Here is a 22365-nt window from a genome sequence, read left to right as displayed (position 1 = left end):
ATTCAATCCTTTCAGGGTTCAAAACCCTGAAAGGATTAAATGCTGTAAAAATGATAAAAAAAATTAAATCGATATTTTTAGGCTTATTCTTTTTAAGTTTTTCATTTCTGGCTCAAGGCCAAGAGTCGAATGCTGTAAAAAAATCAGCTTGGAAATCGGCTCCTTTTGAAGTGGTGAAGTCTGATTACAAGACGTTCAAAACCACACAATATGCGCATGTTTTTTCGAATAGTAAAAACAATATTGTCCGATTGGCTCCCGAATTAGAAGGACTTACAGGAGTAACGCTTCCTTTGGATCAATATAAAAATGGAACGAATGCGCCTTTGAAACTGAAATTCAAAGAGAATGTACAATTGCTTGTTGGTGTTTTTCAGGAAAAAGACAACAAAGATTATTTACAGGTATCGACGGTTGATAAGGCAAAGCTGATTCTTGAAAATGGAGTAACCGTTACGGGTTTGCCTGCGGTAAATGTATATGCGATTTCTTATTCGAAAGGGACACACGCTATTTTGCCTAATACAAAAGGATTATTTGTTGTTTTAGGTGCAGTGAAAAGTAGCCAAAATTTGGTTTCTAGAAATGCTGAATTTCCTGATGGAAAGCTTTGGAATCCAACTTTTATTGTTGAAGGATTCTCAGATGAGAAACCTTTGTTCGGAATTATTGGCGGCGAAAACAAACCCGTAATTGATGAAGGATTTCTAGGGACTGAAGGAATTCAAGGTGGTTTTGAAGGTGGTCGTGTGGTAAAAGTAGGCGATACGTATCACATGTTTCCAACAGAAAGAGCAGGAGAAGTGGGCGTCGAAATGTACTATGACCGTGTAAAAACTAAAATTGGACATTGGACCAGTAAAGATGCAATCCACTGGAAACGCGAATCAACCATTTATCAAGCCAGCGGAACGTATGCATTAACGGAAGATGATAATCCAATGAACGATCGTCGTGGGGCAATTTGGTCTTACATGCCTGTTTTTAACAAAAAAGCAAACAAATGGTATGGCTATTATTTGGCTTACACGGTTCATAAAGAAATTCAGCCGAATCATTCTTTTGGCCGTATTTGGCGTTGTGAATCAACAGTCGATGGAATTAATGGAATTGGTGGTCCTTATAAAGATATGGGAATTATTATGGAACCAGGATTGGACTCTCAGCCTTGGGAAGGACGTCAGGGAGTGGCTTCTTTTTTTCCGTATCAGGTGGGCGAAAAATGGTTTGGATTTTACAGCGGAGCTTATCCATTCGAAACTTGGGCTGATTATCCTAAGAAATCCGGAAAAGGTTGGTTTGTGGCTTTGGCAGAATCCAATAGTTTAGAAGGACCTTGGACAAGATTAAATAAAGGTTTAGAACCAATAAAGTCGATACATCCTTTATTTGTCGAAAATCCTATTGTGAGCCAACTTCCAAATGGTTTGTACATCGCTATTTTTGATGGAGGACCAGACGGCTGGGGACATCATTTGCCTAATATGATGGGCTATTCGCTGTCTAAAGATGGAGTAAATTGGTCAGAAGCACATTATTGGCCTATAGAAACTAAGGTTGCTAAATGGTGGGATATTATGCGTACTCCGTTGTGTTTAATTCCCGAAGGAAACGATGTTTATACAATTGTGTACAATGCAATTGATTTGAAAAAAAGATTTCATCCCACAGGAATGGTGAAAGTGAAATTAAATCAAGAGGTGCTTAAATCGAGATTAGAAGCATTCGATAAATAATTTAAAATTAAAGCCTGATTATGATAGTATTTTATCTTAGTCGGACTTTTAGCGTAAAATTTGTTAGAGCTTAGAATAAAATAAGATAGCTGCAAAAATATTGTTTTTGGCGATGATAATATGCTATAGTATTTCGAGAAAATCTTATACTAAATCGTTGTAGGTTTTGGATAACTTTGTCAATTGGCATTAAAGTTATAGGATTTTCTTTTGTTCGAAAAAGAATCTGAATAATCAAAGAATTTCAAAAGAAAGATAATAATTATTAAATGAAAAATATAAAAATAGTTCCATTTTTTGCCATTCTATTAGTTGCAGCTTTTGCAGTTTCTTGTTCTCCTAAATTGAAGAAAAGAGAAATTACAGAGAATGTAATGCAAGAGATTTATAACGAAATTAAAACACCTTATAAATACGGTTTGGTAATGGTACCAACGGATAACTCCTATAAAATGGACTGTCCTTCTGTTTTTAGAAAAGATGGAAAATGGTTTATGACTTATTTGATTTATGATGGAAGAGGTTATGAAACGTGGTTGGCTGAAAGTGATGATTTATTGCATTGGAAGCATTTAGGAAAAGTAATGTCATTTTCTGAAAATGAAACGCATTGGGATGTAAACCAAAAAGCGGGTTATATTTCATTACAAGACCCTACTTGGGGCGGAAGCTACAAATGGGAAAAATACGATGATAAATACTGGATGAGTTATTTTGGTGGAAATACCACCGGATATGAAGCAGGTGTTTTATCAATCGGGATGGCTTACACTAAGGAATCACCAACCAAAGCGCACGAATTTGAACGTTTGCCTAAACCTGTTTTAACGCCAAAAGATAAAGATGTAAGTTTTTGGGACAACAGTACGATGTATAAAAACTCGGTGATTGAAGATAAAGAGCGAATTACCGGAAGTAAATTTATCATGTATTACAATGCCCGTGGAGATAGTTTGAACCCGGCAAAAGGTGCTGAACGTATTGGTATGGCAGTTTCTAACGATATGAAAACCTGGAAACGTTATGGTAAAAAAGCTTTGCTAAATCACCATAAAGGAATTACAGGTGATGCTTTTATTCAGCGCATTAACGATACCTGGGTAATGTTCTATTTTGGAGCTTTTTGGACCGGTTGGAATCAAGGAGCATTTAACCGATTTGCTGTTTCGAATGACTTAGTAAACTGGAAAGAATGGAAAGGTGCTAATTTGATTGAATCTTCAGAACAGTATGATAATATGTTTGCCCATAAATCATTTGTAGTAAAACACAACGGTGTAGTATACCATTTTTATTGTGCGGTAAATAAAGCAGAACAACGAGGAATTGCAGTAGCGACTTCAAAAGATATAGGTAAGAGTGAAATGAACTTTGTTGCACCACCAGAGAAAAAAGAAAAGAAATAAAAGTATTAAGTAGATAGAATTAAGTATTAAGATTTAAATAGTAAGTTTTGAAATTAAATAAAAGAAATATAATCCATTTTGTTCAGCATTTTTTTGAGGAAAAATGTTCGAAGCCATTAGTGTTTTCAAATTCAGCTCGTCTGGGTATATCGGTCTTAATACTTAATACTTTTGTCTTAATACTTCCCTTTTTAGGGAATGCCCAATCCGTAACCGGCGAACCTGCGGGAATTCCTGAATTACATAAAAAGTATGAATTTGCGCCTTGGGAAGATCCGACAGTTACCAGCATTAACAGACAGCCATCCAGAGCAACGGCATATTCGTATACCAATATTGAAGATGCGTTAAAAGGCGACAGAACTAAGAGCAGAATCCAAATGCTGAATGGCGATTGGAATTTTAAATATGCATCAAATCTTAAAGAAGCTTCTAAAGATTTTTATAAAAGTACCGTATCGGGTTGGGACAAAATTGAAGTGCCTTCCAACTGGGAAATGAAAGGTTATGATATTCCAATTTACAAAAGTGCGGTGTATCCTTTTAGACCCATAAATCCACCTTATATTCCTAAAGATTATAACGGAATTGGTTCGTATCAACGCAGTTTTACCGTTCCTGTAAACTGGAAAGATATGACCGTAACTTTACATTTTGGCGGAGTAAGTTCAGGTTTTCAGGTTTGGCTGAACGGAGAATTTCTGGGTTATGGAGAAGACAGCTGTCTTCCGTCCGAATTTGATATTACGCCTTATTTAAAAGAAGGAGAAAATGTAGTTTCAGTTCAGGTGATTCGCTGGGCAGATGGTTCATATCTTGAAGATCAGGATCACTGGCGTGTAAGCGGAATTCAGCGTGAAGTTTTTATTATGGCTGAGCCAAAGTTGCGTATTCAGGATTTCTTTGTTCAAACCAAATTAGACAAACAATACACAGATGCTATTTTTAAATTGCGTCCAAAAGTAGAAAATCTAACAGGAGAAAAAATTAAAGATTATACTTTTAATGTTCAATTGTACGATGCTAATAATGTGGCCATGTTTAAAGAGCCGCTTCAAAAACCGGTCATTGATATGATTAACGAAAGTTATCCTCGTTTGGATAATGTTCGTTTTGGAATGTTTCAGGAAACCATCAAAAATCCTAAAAAATGGAGTTCGGAAGAACCAAATTTGTATACTTTGGTGGTTTCGATAAAAGATCCAAAAGGAAATATTACCGAAGCTAAAAGTTGTAAAGTAGGTTTCCGTTCGATTGAGTTTTCGAAAGAAAATGGAAAGATGCTCATCAACGGAAAAGAGACTTATGTGTATGGGGTAAATCGTCACGATCAACATCCAACCAAAGGGAAGGCTTTGAACAGAGACGATATCAAGCAAGATATCACAACAATTAAAAAGTTCAATTTCAATTTTATTCGAACAAGCCATTATCCAAACGATCCTTATTTTTATGAATTGTGTGATCAATACGGAATCATGGTAATGGACGAAGCCAATCAGGAAACGCACGGAATCGGTGGAAAATTAGCCAATGATCCAAAATGGACAAATGCTTATTTAGAGCGCATGACCCGAATGGTGGAAAGAGATAAAAATCACCCATCAGTAGTGATGTGGAGTTTAGGAAACGAAGGTGGGAAAGGGCCAAACCACTCGGCGATGTCGGGTTGGGTTCACGATTTTGATATTACGCGTCCCGTGCATTATGAACCGGCACAGGGAAATGCTAAATTAGATGGTTATATCGATCCATTGGATCCAAGATATCCTAAAACAATTGATCACGCCTACCGATTCGAAAATCCACAGGATGATTCCTATGTGGATATGGTCAGCCGATTCTATCCGGGCGTTTTTACACCTAAATTTTTGGTGGATCAAAAGAAAGATACTAGACCAATTATTTTTGTCGAATATTCTCATGCTATGGGGAATTCGGTTGGAAATCTAAAAGAATTGTGGGATGAATTCCGTTCGCTACCGAGAGTTATTGGTGGCTGTATTTGGGAATTTAAAGACCAAGGATTGTTAAAGAAAGATCCAAAAACAGGTCAGGAATTTTTTGCTCACGGAGGAGATTTTGGAGAAAAATACCACGATGGAAACTTCAACACCAAAGGAATTGTCGATTCTAACGGAAAACCCAAAGGCTCGATTTATGAAAATAAATGGGTGTATCAGCCAGCGACTTCGACTTTAAAAAATGGGAATCAATTAGAGATTAAAAATCGTCAGGCGGTCAAATCTTTAGCCGATTATACTCCGGTTTTGAAAATTTTAGAAAATGGAAATGTAATCAAAACCCAGATTTTAAAACCATTCAATGTAGAAGCGGGACAATCGACAACGTTGAATGTGAATCCGTATTTACCAAAAATGAAATCGGATGCGGAATACTTTTTGAATATTGAATTCCAACTTTCGAAAGAGGAACTTTGGGCTTCTAAAGGTTATGCTGTTGCAGAAGATCAGTTTTTGCTAAAAAAGAAAGAAATTGTTGTTTCTGAATCTAAAAAGGAGAATTTAAATGTTTCCGAATCAGATTCTGATTTTAAAATCAAAGGAAAAACGTTCGATATTACTATAAGTAAAGCAAATGGTGCTTTAAGCTCGTATATTTTCAATGGAGAAGAACAAGTTTTTGCACCGTTGCTACCTAATTTTGTTAGACCACTTACGGATAATGATAAAAGAGGTTGGAAGGCACAAAAGGTGTTGAAACAATGGTATAAAGCCAAACCAAAATTGGTAAATGTTAAAATCGATAAATCAGCTTCTGAAATTAAAATCATCAGCGATTACGAAATTATGAAAGACAGCGCGAGTGTAAATGTGGTTTACAACATCAAACCAGACGGATTGATAAAAGTAGATTACAGTTTGAAAGCGACTAATAAACTGCCAAACATTCCTAAAATAGGAATGCAAATGGGAGTTCAAAGAAAATTCGATCAGATTTCCTGGTATGGAAAAGGAGAATTAGAGAATTATATTGACAGAAGTTTTGGATCGTTTGTTGGGAAATATTCTTTGCCAATTAATGATTTTCTGGAGCATTATGTAAAGCCTCAGGAAAATGCAAACAGAACCGAAGTGAGATGGATGGCGTTTACAACGCCTCAAAAAAATAAAGGATTATTGGTTGTAAATGATGCAAAAGCGTTGAGTATGAGCGCATGGCCTTATACGCAGGAAAACTTAAGCGCTGCAGTGCATACTTTTGACTTAAAAGATCCAGGGTTTTTAACGGTGAATATCGATTTAATTCAAATGGGTGTGGGTGGAAATGACAGCTGGTCGCCAGTAGCTGCGCCTTTAGAAAAATATCAAATTAAATCCGGAGATTATCAATATAGTTTTTATTTAATTCCTTTTACGGATGCGAAAAACGGTTTGGAAACTAGTTTGAAGAAATTTAAATATTAATTTTTAACGTAAACCAAATCCTGTCAGGGTTTTGAACCCTGACAGGATTGAATAAGAATAGCAATGTTTCAAAAAAAGCACCTCTTTTTTATTCTACTTCTTGCAGGAATAGTTTCTGCACAGGAAATTCATAAGAAAGAAAATGTATTGTTTCAGCCAACAATTGAATCCTCAAAGCCTTGGGTGTATTGGTATTGGATGAAATCGGCGTATTCTAAAGTGGGCATTACTGCCGACTTAGAAGCGATGAAACAAGCTGGAATTGCAGGTGCTTATTTGATGACGATAAAAGGGCCGAGCACTCCACCATTAATAGAGCCGCCGGTTTTACAACTGAGTCCTGAATTTTGGGATATGGTGCGTTGGGCTTTCGTCGAAGCGGATCGTTTGGGGTTAAAATTAGCGTTTCATGCTGCCGATGGCTTTGCCGTTGCTGGAGGACCTTGGATTACACCCGAAATGTCGATGCAAAAAGTAGTTTGGTCAACAACGGAATTAGTTGGAGGAAAAACTATTGTTAGAAAGTTGGCTGCTCCAGAGCATTATAAAGAATACTATAAAGACATTGCCACTTTTGCCATTCCGATAAAAGAAAATACAATCAATTCGCAGGAATTATTACCAAAGGTTACAACTTCAAACAATACCGATGCTTCGTTTTTGGCTGATGCTAAAAAAGACGATAATTTTAGATTGGCCGAAGATGGATGGATTCAGTATGAATTTGAAAAACCTTTCAATTGTAAATCGATTGTAATTGAAACTAAAGGCAGAGATTTTCAGGCACAACGTCTAATTGTTCAGGTAAGTGATGATGGTGTTCATTTTAAGTTTCACGAAAGAATGATTGCTCCGCGCCACGGTTGGCAAGATATGGATGCGCATCATACACATTCGATCAAACCCGTAACGGCTAAATATTTCCGATTTGTTTATGATGTTACAGGGACTGAACCTGGAGCAGAAGATTTGGATTTTGCCAAATGGAAACAGAATTTAAAAGTGAGTAAAATCACGCTTTCGAACCAATCTTTAATTGATAATTTCGAAGGAAAATCAGGAGCTGTATGGCGATTGAGTCCAACAACAACTGCGGAACAAATTCCGAATTCTGATTCGTTTAAGAAATCAGTCCTTATCAATATTTCAAAATTTGTTGATGCTAATGGCAATTTAAATTGGAAAGCACCAAAAGGAAAATGGAAAATTATCCGAATGGGACACACTTCTACAGGGCATGAAAATGCTACTGGTGGAGCAGGAAAAGGTTTGGAAGTAGATAAATTCAATCCTGAGCTGATTCGTTTTCAACTGGATCATTGGTTTGGTGAAGCTATTCGTACCGCTGGTCCTGAATTGGCTTCAAGAGTATTGGAAATTTTACATTTGGATAGCTGGGAATGCGGAAGCCAGAATTGGTCTTCAGTTTTTCAGGCAGAATTTAAAAAACGTCGCGGTTATGATATAGTGGATTATTTGCCAGTAATGGCTGGAATTCCTATCGAAAATGTGTCGACTTCTGAAAAGGTTTTATATGATGTTCGAAAAACAATAGCGGAATTAGTAGCCGATAACTTTTATGGAACGGTTGCTGATATCGCTAAAAAAACGAATGTGAAGTTTAGTTCCGAAAATGTGGCGCCAACAATGATGAGCGATGCTTTGCTGCATTTTAAATATGTGGATTATCCAAGCGGGGAATTTTGGTTAAAAAGCCCTACGCATGATAAGCCATTTGATATGTTAGACGCTATTTCGGGAGGACATATTTATGGAAAAGATATTATTCAAGCGGAAGCTTTTACCGCTTTACGAATGGATTGGGATGAACATCCGGGGAATTTAAAAACGCTGGCTGATAGAAATTATGCACTCGGAATCAACCGTTTTTTCTATCATGTTTTTGTTCATAATCCATGGACAGACAGAAAACCGGGGATGACTCTGGACGATATTGGAACTTTTGTTCAAAGAGACCAAACTTGGTGGAAACCAGGAAAAGCTTGGTTTGATTATTGCCAAAGAGTGCAATTGCAATTGCAAAAAGGAAAACCAGTGGTGGATTTAGCGGTTTTTATTGGCGAAGATTTGCCATCACGTTCGCTAGTTCCAGATCGTTTGTTTCCTTTTATTCCAAATGTTTTTGGAAAAGAAAGGGTGGCAAGTGAAAAAATACGATTAGAAAATGAAGGGCAGCCGACAACAAAAATGCCAAAAGAAGTTACCTATTCGAAAAATAATACCGATTTATCACAATGGGTAAATCCTATGAATGGCTACCAATACGATTCTTTTAATGCTGATGTTTTACTGAACAGAGCGAAGGTTGAAAATGGAAAAGTGACTTTTGGCGGCGGAATTGAATACGGAGCTTTATTGTTTCCAGGAAGTCGAAGAATGGCGCCAAATAAGATTATTTCTTTAGCTACAGCCGAAAAAATACTGCAATTAGTAAAAGAAGGAGCTACGGTATTTATTGATGAAAAACCAATGGATACACCAAGTTTTCAATCGGATTTAGAGGCTAAAAAATGGCAGGCTGTTGTTGACGAATTATGGACAAAAGGAAAAGAGACAACTAAAAATGAGCAAGGTTCTACTTCATGGAAGCTAGGAAAAGGAACAGTTATTGTGCTTCCGTTTTTAGATAATGATTTTGCAAAAATAGGAATCGAGGCAGATGTTTTATTTTCGGATGCTAAAAACAATGACAGAAGTTCGATTGCCTGGACACACCGAAAAAATGGGGACGAAGAAATTTATTTTCTTTCGAATCAAATCCAAGAAAAAAGACAATTGGAAGTTTCGTTTCGAATTGCTGGAAAAGTTCCAGTTTGGTACAATCCGGTAACTGATAAAAGTTCGGAATTAGCCAATTGGAAAATTGAAAATGGAAGAACCATTGTTTCGCTAACTTTAGATGCAAATGAATCAGGTTTTGTTATTTTTAAAGAGGAAACTGCAGCACTTTCAGCGAAAGGAAATCAAAACAGTGTTGAGTTTCAAACAGTACAAACTTTAGATGAAAATTGGGAATTGCAATTCGATGCTGAATTTAAAGGTCCGAAAGAAGTATTGAAAATCAATACACTTTTTGATTGGAGTACTTCAACAAACGACCAAATTAAATATTATTCGGGAACAGCGGTTTATAAAAAAGATTTTGTTTGGAAAGGAAAAGATGCTGATAAAATCTGGATTGATTTAGGTACCATTGCCAATATTGCAGAAGTGAATATTAATGGCAAAGATTGTGGTACGATTTGGACTTTTCCTTATAAAACGGATATTTCGCAAGCATTGAAAAAAGGAAAAAATACGATTATTATAAAGATTACCAATACATGGGCGAATCGATTAATTGGTGATCAAAAATTACCAGAAAAAGAACGATTAACTTGGACAACCGCTCCTTATCGTTTAGTTGAATCAGAGAATTTGTTGAAAGCGGGATTGTTAGGTCCTGTTAGGATTGTAAAAGAGAAATAATCATTCAAAGGGTCATTGCGAGGAACGAAGCAATCCCATGACGAGAGCAACTATTTGTGATTGCTTCGTTCCTCGCAATGACTTTACGCTAAATTAATAGGGTTAAAAGAAAATAAAAAAATGAAAAATAGTAAATATACGTTTATCGCCATTGCAATGTTATTGGTGACAATTCAAATGAATGCCGCTATCAAATTACCGGCTTTGTTTTCGGATAATATGATGTTGCAACAACAAAGCAACGCACCAATTTGGGGCTGGGCGGATAAAAATCAAACGATAAAAATTAAAACTTCATGGGATGCTAAAACCTATGAAGTAAAAGCTGATAAAGAGGGGAAATGGAAAATAGCGTTGAAAACTCCAGTTGCTGGCGGACCTTATGAAATTTTAGTTTCGGACGGTACAGAAAAAAAATCAATCAAAAATATTTTAATTGGAGAAGTTTGGTTGTGTTCCGGTCAATCGAATATGGAAATGCCATTGAAAGGATTTCCGGGTCAACCCGTGTTCAAAGGAAATGAGGCCATTGTTCATTCGAAAAATAATAAAATCCGTTTTATTACGATTCCAAGAGCTACAGTATTGACTCCAAATGAAGATTTTGTTGGACAATGGTATGCTGCTAGTGCTCAAACTACAGGAGATTTTAGTGCTACAGCTTGGTATTTTGGATCACTTTTACAAGAAGTTTTAGATGTTCCTGTGGGCTTAATTCATGTTTCTTATGGAGGTTCGAGTATGGAAGCTTGGATGAATCAGGAAATGTTGAAAGATTTTTCAAGTGCCAAGATCCCAACGACAAAAGAAGATTTAGCTAAAGATCCTAATCGTGTGGCAACGACTTTGTTTAACGGAATGTTATCGCCTGTAATTGGTTACGGAATAAAAGGTTGTATTTGGTATCAAGGCGAATCGAATTATGAGCGTGCTGCGCAATACAAAGATTTGATGGAAAAGATGGTGAGCAGCTGGAGAGGACTTTGGCAACAAGGTGATTTTCCGTTTTATTATGCGCAAATAGCTCCTTTTAATTATGCGCAATTTCATCCAAAAGAGAATAAAGAAGAATACAATTCGGCTTATTTGCGTGAGGCACAATTGAAAGCTTCAACGGAAATTCCGAATGCTGGAATGGCCGTGTTGATGGATATTGGCGAAGAAAATAATATTCATCCTATTCACAAAGAAGCGGGAGGAACCAGATTAGCATATTTGGCTTTGAACAAAACTTATGGAATTACTGGTTTTGAATTTGAAAGTCCTGAATTTAAAGCGATGGAAATCAAAGATAATACGGTGACTGTTTCATTTGATAAAGCACCAAATGGTATAACATCTAATGGTAAAGATGTGACTGGATTTGAAATTGCGGGTAGTGACAAAGTGTTTTATCCGGCAAAAGCTGAAGTAAGAAGAAAGTCGGTAGTGTTGATTTCTGATAAAGTAGTTAAGCCAGTTGCGGTTCGTTATTTGTTCAAAGATTATAGCGAGGCTCAAATCTTTAGTACGGGCGGTTTACCGGTTTCATCGTTTAGAACTGATAATTGGTAAATGTTATAAAAAAATATAGACACAATTTTGTCATTCCGACGAAGGAGGAATCTCCGCAAGGGGAATTACCAATGGAGATTCCTCCTTCGTCGGAATGACAAACAAGACTTAAAAAATGTCAAGTTTGAAAAATTTAGTAACATATCTATTTCTTTTAGTAACGCTTTGTACCAAAGCGCAAATTTCCACGCTTGATAATTACAATCAGCTATGGAAAACCCAAAGCAATAATTCTTCGGAATCCATGCCTTTGGGTGGTGGTGATATTGGTGCGAATGTGTGGGTAGAAAAAGGCGATTTGTATTTCTATTTTTCTCGTTCTGGTACTTTTGATGAACACAATACTTTACTGAAATTAGGAAGAGTAAAAGTAAGTTTTAATCCAAATCCTTTTAAGGATAATGAAGGGTTTAGACAGGAATTGCAATTGAAAGATGGCTATATAACCATTTCTCAAAACGGAACTAAGGTGAAATTATGGGTGGATGTTTTTAATCCTGTAATTCATGTTGATGTGGTTAGCAAAGTTCCAACCGGAATGAAAGTGGCTTATGAAAGTTGGCGTTACAAAAACAGAGATTCTAAAGGAAAGGCTAACAATGCTAATTCGTATAAATGGGCTCCGCAAGGCGATATCATTACCTATAAAGATTCAATTTTTTTCGAAGGAAATGCGGTGCAGTTTTACCATAGAAACAGGTCGAATACCGTTTTTGATGTTACGGTTAAGCAACAGAAAATGGAATCGGTAAAAGACCAAATGTTGAATCCTATTGCCAATCTTACTTTTGGAGGGCAATTATTTGGAAACAATTTGAAGGCAAATGGAACCTATAACGGAATCTATCAGGATACGGATTTTATGGGATTCCAACTTTCGAGTATAAAATCAGCCAAAAAACATCAATTCCAAATCCAGTTGCATACCAATCAATCGACTGATGCGACTTTGTGGAAAAAGGAATTGCAAAAACAAGCTTTGGCTTATAAGAAAGAAGCAAATAAAGCGGAAAAAAATACTGTTGCATGGTGGAATAAATTCTGGAATCGCAGTTTTATTTATACACAAAAAGGAAAAACTGAAAATGATTGGGTTTATCAAATCGGACAAAACTATCAATTGTTCCGTTATATGTTGGCTTGCAATGCCTATGGAAAATATCCAACAAAATTCAACGGAGGATTGTTTACTGTAGATCCAGTACATACCAATAAAGAACTGAATTTTACTCCTGATTTCCGCAATTGGGGTGGTGGAACGATGACGGCACAAAACCAGCGATTGGTTTATTTTCCAATGGTAAAAAGTGGCGATTTTGATATGATGAAATCCCAATTGGATTATTATTTGAGTTTGCAAAAAAATGCCGAATTGCGAAGTGAAGTATATTGGAAACATAGTGGAGTTTCTTTTACAGAGCAATTAGAAAATTTTGGCTTGCCAAATCCCACCGAATACGAATGGAAACGCCCAGCAGATTATGATCCGGGAATGGAATACAATGCCTGGTTAGAATATGAGTGGGATACGGTTTTTGAGTTTTGCCAAATGATGTTGCAACAAAAACAATATGTGAATGAAGACATTCAAAAATACAATCCGTTTATCATTAGTTGTATTCGTTTTTTTGATGAACATTATCAGTATTTAGCTAAAAATAGAGGTCGAAAAGCGTTGGATGGAAATGGTCATTTGGTTCTTTTTCCGGGTTCAGCTGCCGAAACCTATAAGATGGCAAATAATGCTAATAGCACAATTTCAGCTTTAAGGGTAATTACGGAACAGTTTTTGTTATTATCGCAAAACGAATTATCAAAAGAGGATTTGGAATATTTAAAAGGGTTTCAAACTCGAATTCCACCTTTAAATTTCAGAGAATTTGACGGGCATAAAACATTGGCTCCAGCCAAAACTTGGGAAAGAATCAATAATTCTGAAGTACCACAGTTGTATCCGGTATTTCCTTGGGGAATTTACGGAATAGGAAAAGCTGATTTAGAAACGGCTATCAATACTTGGAAGTACGATACGGATGCTTTGAAATTTAGAAGTCATATAGGCTGGAAACAGGATAATATTTTCGCAGCTCGATTGGGATTAACAGAAGAAGCAGCGAAATACAATTTGTCGAAAATGGCTAATTCCGACCGACGATTTCCTGCTTTTTGGGGGCCAGGTTATGATTGGGTTCCTGATCACAATTGGGGCGGTACAGGGATGATCGGTATGCAAGAAATGCTGTTGCAAACTAGTGGAGATGCTATTTATATTTTCCCTGCCTGGCCAGTAACCTGGGATGTGCATTTTAAATTACACGCACCAAAAAGTACCACTGTTGAAGTAAAAATGGAAAAAGGGAAAGTAACTTTTCTTAACGTTTTTCCAAAAGAGAGAGAAAAAGATATTGTAAATCTGTTAGGAACTAGTCTAACTGAAAAATCAAATTTAAAATAAAGCAATAATGAATATAGTAAAGCAACTTGCATTTTGTGCGGGAACAATGATAACGTTTACATTGAGTGGCAGTGCGCAAACTCAAAATGTAATTCCGGTTAGCAAATCGATAAAAGTCGACTTTGATTTGGCGCAACGCAGAACTTTAGAAGTAAATGATCCTAATTATATTTCGTGGCCTATAAGCGAAGGGACTCAATTTGATAAAACTTTTGGAGATCTAAAAGTGACTTTGAAAGGAGCGATTAATTCGAGTTGGTACAAAACAGGAATGCAGGCTCCGTTTTATGCCCGTTTGGTAAGTGATGGAATTGTTGCTGATAAAAATGTTGAAATGATTATCAGTGGATTGTCTAATGGACATCATACTTTGTTGGTTTTTAGTAATACTTTTGATAGTCCTGAATTAGCTAATTATGCTCCGGTTGCTATTTCTGTGAATGGTACTTTTTCTCAAACTATTCAGCCTACTAATAGAGTAACTGCTACAATTCAGGCTGCTACATCTTATATTAGTTTTAATGCTGAAACAGGAAAAGACGTTGTTATCCGTTTTGAAGCTGATGCAAAAGCAACCGGAAAAATTCAAAAAGTGATCATTAATGGTTTCGAATTGGATTTGCCAAACCTAAAAAAGCAAGCCAATACACCTGTACCAGCCAATAATGACGCACATGTAATTTTAGGCGATGATTTTAAATTAGGATGGAATTCGCCAGAAGGAATTGTTTCTCATGATTTTTATTTTGGAGAAAATGAACAAAAAGTTGCCGAAGCAAATCATAATTCAGCAGAATTTAGAGGTAATTTGAACAAAAATACCGCTATCGTAGATAATGCATCGCTTAGTAATTTGAAAAGCTATTATTGGAGAGTGGATGAAATTGATAGTAATAAAGAAGTAACTAAAGGGAAAGTTTGGTTTTTTAAACCTGCGCAAATTGCTTTTCCGGGAGCTGAAGGTTATGGACGTTTTGCCATTGGTGGAAGAGGTGGAAAAGTAGTTGCCGTAACGAACTTAAATGATAGCGGACCAGGAAGTTTACGTGATGCTGTTGAGCAGGAAGTAGGTCCAAAAACGATTGTTTTTAATGTTTCCGGAAATATTCAATTGAAATCACGTTTGGTGGTAAGTCAACCATTTGTAACTATTGCAGGGCAAACTGCACCGGGAGATGGAATTACGATAAGTAGAGCACCGATAGGATTGACTGGAAATGATGGAATTATTCGATTTTTGAAAGTGAGAATTGGTGGTGGGACTACTTATGATGGAATGGGATTGACAGGTGCTAATTGCAGTATTATAGACCATTGTTCGATCAGTTGGACTATTGATGAATCATTCAGTTCACGTGGGGCGCATAACATTAGTTTGCAACGCACTTTGATTTCCGAAGCCTTGAATGTTGCAGGTCATGATAAATACCCAGCAGGAAAAATGCACGGTTACGCAGCAACTATTGGTGGTGATGTTGGTAGTTTTCATCATAATTTATTGGCACACAATGAAGGTAGAAACTGGAGTATTGGTGGTGGCTTAAATGGAAATGGTTTTTATGGTGGTAAAATTGATATTAGAAATAATGTGGTGTATAACTGGGGAAATCGTGCCACAGATGGTGGAGCTAGTGAAGTGAATTTTGTGAATAATTATTACAAACCAGGAGCTTCTACTAGTATATTCGTTGCTTTGAATGCCCAGATTGAAGGTGTTGGTAAAGGAAAGCAACAATATTATTTTGATGGGAATGTAATGCCGGGTTATTTTAATGAAAAAAATCAGGAAAAAGGAAGAAAGTTTACATTGTCCAATAAGGCGACTGCAGATTATGATGTTTTTTTGCCAAAGCCATTTTTTGAATCTCATGTAACGACAGAATCGGCGAGAGGTGCTTATAAAAATGTCCTTTCAGATGTGGGAGCGAATCAACCGTTTTTTGACCAGCATGATGGACGTATTATTGATGAAACTCTAAAAGGAACCTATACTTTCAAAGGAAGTAAAAGCGGTTTGGGAGGATTGATTGATAATGAGCAAGATGCTGGAGGATGGCCAAAATTTAGAAACGAAACACGTCCAACAGATTGGGATACTGATAAAGATGGATTGCCAAACTGGTGGGAAGAAGCAAAAGGATCAAATCCAAATTCTGCTCAGGGAGATTTTGCTGATACCAATGCAGGAACAGCTGATGGTATGACTCAATTAGAATATTATTTGAATTGGTTGGCACATCCACATTATTTTGTAAATGCAGGTGAGAAATTGACTTTTTCTGTAGCTGATTATTTTAAAGGATATGAGAAAAAACCAGCGTATTCATTTTCAGAAGTAGTCAACGGAAAAGCAGTTTTAAACGGAAAAGAAATTCAGTTTACTGCAACTCAAAAAGGATTTGCTTCATTGGTGATTACAGTTAAAGATGCTGACGGAGATGCTATGAGCCGTACGATTAATTTATTTGTAAAATAGTTCGTTTTATCCCTTTCAGGGTTTTAAACCCTGAAAGGGATTCAAATTAAAAAGATTAAAAATGAAAAAGAACATTATTCTATTGTCAGCCGTACTTTTTTCGACTGTTACATTCGCTCAAAATAAGGGTTTAGTTGATAATTCGGCTAGTCCGTATTCTAAATTGAGAAGTGTTGGTTTGCAAGATGTAAATTGGACTAATGGGTTTTGGAAAGAGCAATTGAATGTAGAAAACAAGGAAACTTTGCCTTTTATGTGGGACTTGTATCATAATGATGAAGTTTCTCATGCTTATGCCAATTTTGAAATAGCAGCCGGAAATAGAAAAGGAACATTCAAAGGGCCTTCTTTTCACGATGGAGATTTTTATAAAATTTTTGAAGGAATGGCTGCTACTTATGCGGTAACCAAAGACAAAAAATTGGATAAGCAAATGGATGAAGCCATTGTCATGTTTGCTAAAGTGCAGCGCAAGGACGGTTATTTACATACTCCTGTTTTAATTGACGAACGTTGGGGGACTTTAGGGGCTGAAGAAGTTAAAAAACAATTGGGTTTTGAAAAATACAACATGGGGCATTTAATGACTGCTGCCTGTGTGCATTACCGTGCTACCGGGAAAACTAATTTTTTAAATATTGCTAAAGGAGTTGCTGATTTTCTATATAATTTTTATAAAAAAGCTTCGCCTGAGTTGGCTAGAAATGCTATTTGTCCTTCGCATTATATGGGAATTGTTGAAATGTATCGCACGACAAAGAATCAAAAATATCTGGAATTGGCTAATAATTTAATTGATATTAGAGGAACTACGGCGGATGGAACGGATGATAATCAGGATCGAATTCCGTTTAGACAACAAACTACCGCAATGGGTCACGCTGTAAGAGCGAATTATTTATACGCTGGTGTTGCCGATTTGTATGCTGAAACAGGAGAGAAAAAATTATTAGATAATTTAGAATCCATTTGGGACGATGTAGCTTATCGCAAAATGTATATTACTGGTGCTTGTGGGGCTTTGTATGATGGTGTTTCTCCTGATGGAACTTCTTATGATCCAACGGTTGTTCAAAAAATACATCAAGCTTACGGAAGACCATTTCAATTGCCTAATGCAACAGCGCATACTGAAACCTGTGCTAATATTGGAAATGTATTGTGGAATTGGAGAATGCTGCAAATTACGGCTGATGCAAAATATGCTGATGTTTTAGAATTGGCTTTGTATAATAGTGTATTGTCAGGAATTAATTTAGAAGGAAATAAGTTTTGTTATAATAACCCTTTGACTGTTTCAGTCGATTTACCTTTCGAGCAAAGATGGAGCAATGAACGTGAAGGTTATATTGCCTTGTCTAATTGTTGTGCACCAAACGTTACCAGAACCGTAGCCGAAGTTAGTAATTATGCTTATAGTTTTACCAAAGAAGGATTGTACGTGAATTTATATGGAAGTAATAGTTTAAATACAAAAACTGAAGAAGGAGCCGAAATCCAATTGCATCAACAAACTAATTACCCTTGGGATGGTGCTATTTCGATTAGTATCGATAAAGCTCCAAAAGGAGATTTTGCTTTGTTTTTAAGAATACCGGGATGGAGCAATGGAGCTACAATCTTAGTCAATAATCAAAAGATAGAAAACAATCCTATTTCTGGATCTTACTTAAAGATTGTTCGTAAATGGAAAAAGGGAGATGTTATCAGTTTAAATATCCCTATGCCAGTGGAATTGATGGAAGCCAATCCATTAGTCGAAGAAACTAAAAATCAAGTTGCCGTAAAACGTGGACCATTAGTGTATTGTTTGGAATCAGATGGTATTTCTAAAACTACTTCGATAAATGATGTAGTGTTGAATGTTAATTCAGATTTTAAAATTGAACCAATTCAAAAGAATAATAGAAGTCTAGTGGCTATAACTGCTCAAGGGTTTTTGGATTCCAATTCATGGAATAAGAAGTTATACCAACCTTTAAACAAAGGTAAAGAGCAGATTTTCTTACGATTAGTTCCTTATTTTTCTTGGGGAAATGGAAGCAGTAAAGAGATGAGTGTTTGGTTTTCGCGTTAAAAAACTTGTTAAAATCATGTAAATATTGGAATAATAAAAATTTAACATAAAAAAAACACGAAAACTTAAAATAAACTTAAAAAAAAAAGAATAAAAAATAGTGGAGTAATAAAATTTTATTACTTTTGATAAATGTAAACGTTTACATTTTATTTACTTAAGCTTGTAAATAGATATAAATTGATATAAATTGATATAAATTGATGTTCAATTTTAAGAATGTAAACGTTTACACTAACTTGCTTTTAACATTATATTAGCAGTTCAACCAAAAAACTAAAAAAACCAATTACAATGCAACGCTTTACTTTCGATTTCTCAGCTTTTAATAGAAATAATAAACCAAACTTAAATAATTAATTTTTTAACCAAAAGAAACACACTTATGAAACAAACATTTAAAATGGTGTTTAGCGTATTACTGTTCAGCATCATGTGCATGAATGGTTTTGCTCAAAATGCAAATGATAGGACTGCTATCACTGGTAAAGTGGTAGATAAAGATGGCTTGGGGGTCATAGGCCTAAATGTTATTGAAAAAGGAACAAAACACGCCGTTTTGACTGATATTGATGGTACTTATAAAATTCAGGTTCTTAAAGGGGCTGTATTGCAGTTCTCTTATATTGGAATGAAAACTGTTGAGAAAACAGTAGGTGCTTCAACATTTATCAATGTAACCATGTTAGAGGATAATTCTACTTTGAATGAGGTAGTAGTTGTGGGTTACGGTACTCAGAAAAAATCACATCTTACAGGAGCTGTTGCTACAATTAACCCAGAAAATATTCAAGATTTGCCGGTGTCTAATTTAACGGAAGCTTTAAGAGGTTTGACTCCGGGAGTAGCTGTAAGTAATGCTAATGGTTCTAGCCGTCCAGGTGGAGCTGCCGATATTCAGATTCGTCAGGTTTTTGGGTTTACAAAAGATGGAAATTCAACTATTCCATTGATCGTAATTGATGATATGGTTCAAATTGATCCAGTAAATGGTAAGCCTACACAAGAAGCTTTTAATAGATTAGATCCATCTGAAATTGAAAGTATTACTGTTTTGAAAGATGGTTCGGCTGCTATTTATGGTTCTCGTGCTTCTCAAGGGGCGATTATTGTGAAAACAAAGAGAGGGAAAGAAGGTAAGACTAAGTTTTCTTATTATAGTCAATTTGCTGTCAATGATGCAATAAGTCATGAAAAAACGATGAATGCTTATGAGCATGGGATTTGGAAAAACAGGTTTTTGAATTCTCAATTGAATACAACTCCTGCTAATTATTTCTCTGCAACAGAATTAGAGCAAATGAAAGGTTTGGATTATGATTGGTTAAAAGAAGCTTGGAAGCCTGCTACACAACAAAGACACGTTCTTAATGTGAGTGGAGGTACTGATAAAGCAACTTATTTTGCTGGTTTGACTTATTATACACAAGGAGCTAACCTTGGCGAGCAGGATTATAATAAATGGAATTTCCGTGTTGGTACGAATGTAAAAGTGAGTAATAGTTTGGATTTTTCTGCTTCGGTTTCAGCCAGTACATTAGATGTTCAAAAATCATTTACTAAGGCTGCAGCAAATTTAAATGACAGTAGTTTTGGTTCTCTTTCTTCAGGAGAACAGGCAGATTATATGTATTTATTACATATGCCGAAATATGTGCCATGGCAAACTACCTATAATGGAAAAGAGTATTGGATGTCTCCATTTCCACGTACAGACCGTAACTTAGGAAGTGCAAATGCTAATACTACTATTGCAGGTTGGAATTATTTTGCAGCCTTAGATGCAGGAAAACAAATAGATCAGGAATTTTCATACAATGTAAATTTAAACTTAACCTATAAAGTGCCTTTTATTAAGGGGCTATCGCTTAAAGGAAGTTATGCCAGAAGTCAATCTAGTGCAAATTCAGAACAGGTTCAGTTGCCTTATGATTTACTTAGAATTACAAGTCATAACCTTGCTGATAATCATCTTTTAAACCCAAATTCTGTATATGCTAACGGTGGTTTACCAGAAACCAATGTACGTGGTTCAAGAGTATATTATGGTACAGATATGGATAATATGATCCAATCTAACTTTTTTGCTAATTATTCAAGAACTTTTGGAGATCACTCTATTGATGCTATGGTAGGTGTGGAACGTACGGAATCAGATTATAAAACTGTCCGTTTGGCTTACGAAGGAACTTCTAAAGATTATTTAGGTTCAAATACTACAGCGGGTCCAATTAGTACGAATTCAATTGGTGAAAAAGGGGAAGCAGGAACGCTTTCTTATTTAGGACGTTTGAATTACAGTTTTAAGGATAAGTATTTGTTGCAATTGATTTTTAGAAGTGACGCTTCAACTAAATTTGCTCCAAGAAATTATTGGGGATTTTTCCCAGGAGCTCAAGTGGGTTGGGTAGTGTCTAAAGAAGATTGGTTTAGAGATAATGTATCATGGGTAGATAACTTGAAACTGCGTTATTCTATTGGTAAAACAGGAAAAGATGGTATTCAGGCATGGCGTTGGCAGCTTTTGTATGATCCAATTGTTGATAAAGGAGCTCAATTTGGTAATTCAGGAGGTACACTAGGAAATGCTATATCTCCTAAAGTTACTCCTAATGAAGATATTAGATGGGATTCTAATATTAAACAAAACTATGGTATTGACTTAGCAGTTTTAAGAAATAGATTGCAAATTTCTGCTGATTATTATTATGACAGAAATACAGATATGTTAATAGGTTTAGCAGGTACTGTTGGCACACCAATTTCTGTTGGAGGTGCTGCTGCAGAGCAAAATTTTGCTGCAGTTAATGCTTGGGGAACTGAGTTCAGTGTAAACTGGAACGATAAAATAAAAGATAATTTTAGTTATAATGTAGGGGTAAACTTTGGTTTTTCTAACAATGAAATAAAAAAATATCCTGCGGCTGCTGATAGAGATCCATCGTTTAATGATAGAGTTGTAGGTAGTTCATTCTACACTCCTGTTTGGGGATTCAAAACTTGGAAAGAGACTTCTACCGGAGACGGTATCTTACGTACTGATGAGGATGTTACTAAATATTGGCAATACTTAACCGAGCGTGCAACAGCAGTAGGAGGAACACCAGATTATATGGGTATTAGTAATGTGACATTAATGAGAAAAGGGATGCTGGCTTATCAAGATGTGGCAGGTGTTTATGATACTGCAACTGGTCAAAGACGTGCTGCTGATGGAAAAGTTACTAGAAACGATGATTATCAAAAATTAGTGAATCAAAACAGAACTTATGGATTTACTACTAACTTAGGAATTAAATATGAAGGATTTTATTTGAAATCGCAAATTGCTACTTCTTGGGGAGGATATAATACTTTGGATATGATTAAACAAGGAACTGCTTCTGCACATAATGACTGGTCACATGAAAGTTTTTGGAATGATATGTATGATGCTACTGACAATCCTAATGGGAAATACCCTAATATGGGACAACAAGATTATATTTTTGTACCATCAGATTTCTGGCAACTTAATACTTTTAGATGTGTGGTTAGAAACTTAACAATAGGTTTTGCAATTCCAAAAGAGGCACTTAAAACTATAAAAGTAGATGGTATTAATTTTGGTATTACTGGAAATAATCTTTGGGATTTATACAATCCATATCCTGATAAATACCGTAACATGTATGATGATTCTACTTCTAAATACCCAACACTTAGAACTTGGTCACTTAGTATGAATGTAGCATTCTAATTTAA

The 22365-nt window shown here is 35.9% G+C and carries 9 protein-coding genes; all 9 read left to right on the top strand.

Annotated elements, in window-relative coordinates; all coding sequences use genetic code 11:
- Positions 1–50: 50 nt before the first annotated feature.
- Positions 51–1736 (top strand): glycoside hydrolase family protein, encoded by a 1686-nt coding sequence (locus GTZ96_RS00365; protein WP_235972817.1) that lies wholly within the window; start codon positions 51–53, stop codon positions 1734–1736.
- A 269-nt stretch (positions 1737–2005) separates the two neighbouring features.
- The gene (locus tag GTZ96_RS00360; protein WP_161640396.1) at positions 2006–3142 is read left to right on the top strand and encodes a glycoside hydrolase family protein; all 1137 of its coding nucleotides are present in this window, start codon (positions 2006–2008) and stop codon (positions 3140–3142) included.
- A gap of 47 nt (positions 3143–3189) precedes the next feature.
- Positions 3190–6570, top strand: a complete 3381-nt coding sequence (locus GTZ96_RS00355) for a glycoside hydrolase family 2 TIM barrel-domain containing protein (RefSeq protein WP_161640395.1) — start codon at positions 3190–3192, stop codon at positions 6568–6570.
- A gap of 63 nt (positions 6571–6633) precedes the next feature.
- Positions 6634–10059 (top strand): glycosyl hydrolase, encoded by a 3426-nt coding sequence (locus GTZ96_RS00350; RefSeq protein ID WP_161640394.1) that lies wholly within the window; start codon positions 6634–6636, stop codon positions 10057–10059.
- Positions 10060–10179: 120 nt separating this feature from the next.
- A complete protein-coding gene (locus GTZ96_RS00345; RefSeq protein WP_161640393.1) occupies positions 10180–11613 on the top strand; it encodes a sialate O-acetylesterase in 1434 nt (477 codons plus the stop codon).
- Between the two features lie 124 nt (positions 11614–11737).
- Positions 11738–14068, top strand: a complete 2331-nt coding sequence (locus GTZ96_RS00340; RefSeq protein WP_235972816.1) for a DUF5703 domain-containing protein — start codon at positions 11738–11740, stop codon at positions 14066–14068.
- 7 nt (positions 14069–14075) lie between these two features.
- Positions 14076–16544 (top strand): pectate lyase family protein, encoded by a 2469-nt coding sequence (locus tag GTZ96_RS00335; RefSeq protein WP_207720122.1) that lies wholly within the window; start codon positions 14076–14078, stop codon positions 16542–16544.
- 61 nt (positions 16545–16605) lie between these two features.
- Complete coding sequence (locus GTZ96_RS00330) at positions 16606–18621, top strand: aceric acid hydrolase (RefSeq protein WP_161640391.1); 2016 nt, start codon at positions 16606–16608, stop codon at positions 18619–18621.
- A 385-nt stretch (positions 18622–19006) separates the two neighbouring features.
- The gene (locus GTZ96_RS00325; protein WP_161640390.1) at positions 19007–22360 is read left to right on the top strand and encodes a SusC/RagA family TonB-linked outer membrane protein; all 3354 of its coding nucleotides are present in this window, start codon (positions 19007–19009) and stop codon (positions 22358–22360) included.
- Positions 22361–22365: the final 5 nt, after the last annotated feature.

Source organism: Flavobacterium undicola (assembly GCF_009909155.2).
In the GTDB taxonomy this organism is placed as follows: domain Bacteria; phylum Bacteroidota; class Bacteroidia; order Flavobacteriales; family Flavobacteriaceae; genus Flavobacterium; species Flavobacterium undicola.
This window is presented reverse-complemented; position numbering and strand designations above follow the sequence as displayed.

Coding starts and splice junctions, on each gene's coding strand:
- GTZ96_RS00365 (WP_235972817.1), top strand. CDS start 51: ATGATAAAAAAAATTAAATCGATATTTTTAGGCTTATTCTTTTTAAGT.
- GTZ96_RS00360 (WP_161640396.1), top strand. CDS start 2,006: ATGAAAAATATAAAAATAGTTCCATTTTTTGCCATTCTATTAGTTGCA.
- GTZ96_RS00350 (WP_161640394.1), top strand. CDS start 6,634: ATGTTTCAAAAAAAGCACCTCTTTTTTATTCTACTTCTTGCAGGAATA.
- GTZ96_RS00345 (WP_161640393.1), top strand. CDS start 10,180: ATGAAAAATAGTAAATATACGTTTATCGCCATTGCAATGTTATTGGTG.
- GTZ96_RS00335 (WP_207720122.1), top strand. CDS start 14,076: ATGAATATAGTAAAGCAACTTGCATTTTGTGCGGGAACAATGATAACG.
- GTZ96_RS00330 (WP_161640391.1), top strand. CDS start 16,606: ATGAAAAAGAACATTATTCTATTGTCAGCCGTACTTTTTTCGACTGTT.
- GTZ96_RS00325 (WP_161640390.1), top strand. CDS start 19,007: ATGAAACAAACATTTAAAATGGTGTTTAGCGTATTACTGTTCAGCATC.